General features: G+C 35.2%; 2 protein-coding genes. Both read left to right on the top strand.

Going from position 1 to position 2,393, the window contains the following annotated elements; translation table 11 throughout:
• Positions 1 to 309: 309 nt before the first annotated feature.
• Positions 310 to 999: a class I SAM-dependent methyltransferase gene (locus Q0X89_RS09220; protein WP_297693397.1), complete on the top strand. Its 690-nt coding sequence runs from the start codon at positions 310 to 312 to the stop codon at positions 997 to 999.
• 445 nt (positions 1,000 to 1,444) lie between these two features.
• Positions 1,445 to 2,089, top strand: a complete 645-nt coding sequence (locus Q0X89_RS09215; RefSeq protein WP_297693395.1) for a hypothetical protein — start codon at positions 1,445 to 1,447, stop codon at positions 2,087 to 2,089.
• Positions 2,090 to 2,393: the final 304 nt, after the last annotated feature.

The raw sequence follows: 2,393 nt of genomic DNA, 5'->3' as shown, positions 1-2,393 counted from the left end.
TTTGTAGATTTGAAAGTGCAATTTACACACTGCGAAAAGATTTGACCCGATCGAATATCTACAAAATTATTAAGGTGAAAAAACGATAAAATCAAAACCATTTTCGGATTTCTGAACACACTAAACCAGGATCAGATTAGAAAAGAGAATTGGATTAAATAAAATGGTTGAAAATGGACTTCAAAATAGATAAAGAATGAGATAGACGTGGTGATATCGGTTTACTATCTGAAATAATGACGAATTCCATAGATGGCAAGAAATCTCATTTTTTATTTAATTATAATTAGCAGTCAAAAAAAGATAACTATGATAGCTGATTTTACTGGAACCCAGAGACAAATAATTCTCAGGTATATCATCGACGGTGCATCTTTTGTGCTTGATGTTGGTTGTGGAGATGGAGAAAAGACTTTTTATATTTCACCGCAAGTACAATGGTCGGTTGGAATTGATTCTGATGAAAATCTTATCAAAACAGCCATGAATAAATACAACAGCCACAATCTTGAATTTCAAGTGGCTCAGGCAGAATCTCTCCCATTCTCAAACTCTTCATTTGCTACGATCCTCTATAACCAAACACTTCACCATGTCCCTGTCGAAAAACAGATAGAAGCGCTTAAGGAATCCCACAGGGTTTTACAATTTAAAGGGAAATTACTCATAACCGAGCCGATTTATGGCAGTGGTTCAGCTGCACAGATATGGGAACCTAACAATGAGGAGAAAGAGCGAAAGCAAAGCGCAATCAATGCAATTGAATCGGTAATTAACACAGAGTTCTCTTTATCACTAAAGAGAAAGATCCATATCGAATACCAATGCGACGGATTTGATGATTTCTATGAATATTATGTAATATCAAAGTCTGATGCTAAATGGGACGAAAATAAAAAGCAGGATATTATCAATAAGCTTGAAAAGTGTAAGAGGAGCCCGGGTGGTAATTTTATTATAGATTATTCTGCTTCGGTTTGGCTCCTTATTAAAAGGTGAAATTTGCTTATAAGCATCGCATAAGGGTGGCCGTTGCTTCCAATTTTCCTCAGTAAGGCCGATTATGCGAATTCTTAATCAGATATCCAACATACATTGCCTATTTCCAGCATACATATATTACTGCTATTTATTTTAACTCTTTAAGCACCCGAATTTTGATGATTTCCAAAACTTATCTTCATCGATTTCGATAACCGTCGAATTAATTATCATGGCAAGATATATGTACGTAAAATCTAATTACAAAGCGGCATTCGATAGTCTTTCGCCAAGCAGAAAATTCGACCGATAAATAATAATTAGGTTGCTGCTGCATAACATTACAAAATGCATATTATCCAGAACTTATTAACGGTAATAGCCAAGAAAAAAAACTATATAATCAATGGTTATGAAAGCAAAGCAACAATTCAAACTGTGATAAATTTTTTAAAACATCTCTATGAATGATTCACAAATTAACGAATCCAATCCGTATAATATTTGTAGTTGTGAACCAGAAGCTAACTGCAAGGAATGTAATGAGAAAGAAGATTTGAATTGCCGGTTTAGTTTTGCAAAGCTTTTTCAGTTCTATTGTCTTTTTTTACCTTTTGCCATTCCAGCAATCGAAGGAGTTAGTCAAAGTGGGTACTCGTCTTATCTCTGGGGCTGGGTAATAATGGCAATTGTTTTTTTTGGATTTTGGGAGATATACATACTATGTAGTCACTGCCCATTTTATGCACTGAACAATGGTCTTATAGTATGTATTGCCAACTTTGGATGCCCACAATTTTTCCGATATCAACCTGGGCCAATAAGCAAATCCAAAAAAATCCAATTGGTTATTGGTTTTATCATCATGAGTGGATATCCGTTCATTTTTATGATTTTGGGACATCAGTACCTACTTTTATTTATATCACTTCTTGGATTGCTTTTCTTCTTTGGAGGGTTGTTCAAATTCAAGTGTACAAAGTGTGTCAATTTTTCTTGTGTTTTTAACCGTGTACCGGTCAATAAGGTCAATGCATACTTGAAACGGAATCCAGTTATGGCAAAAGCATGGGAAGATGCAGGTTGGCAGCTTGATAAACCAGTTTAATCTGGCTCCTATACCTGAATCGAAGGTATACAGTGAAAGACTTAAACCCTATGAGTCAGTCAAAGACTGGGAATCGAGAACAAAGAACTCTGGTTATCCTTTTTTAGGTGTAGGCTAAAATTCTCTTGCAGTTTTTTCTTATTATAAAGTTTATTTACTGAATTTGAAATATAGATCTTTTTGAGTTAGTAAATGGAAGCATGTATGTTTCTACAGCCAGAATAGAAGCGCGCACAGACTCCACCTCTGTTCGATCCATCTTGCCTTTTAAGGCTATCATCTGACCGTTCACAGCAAGTAAAGG

This window comes from uncultured Eudoraea sp., assembly GCF_947258525.1.
In the GTDB taxonomy this organism is placed as follows: Bacteria; Bacteroidota; Bacteroidia; order Flavobacteriales; family Flavobacteriaceae; genus Eudoraea.
The sequence above is the reverse complement of the archived record's forward strand: the minus strand, read 5'-3'. Positions and strand labels throughout refer to the sequence as shown.

Coding starts and splice junctions, on each gene's coding strand:
- Q0X89_RS09220 (WP_297693397.1), top strand. CDS start 310: ATGATAGCTGATTTTACTGGAACCCAGAGACAAATAATTCTCAGGTAT.
- Q0X89_RS09215 (WP_297693395.1), top strand. CDS start 1,445: ATGAATGATTCACAAATTAACGAATCCAATCCGTATAATATTTGTAGT.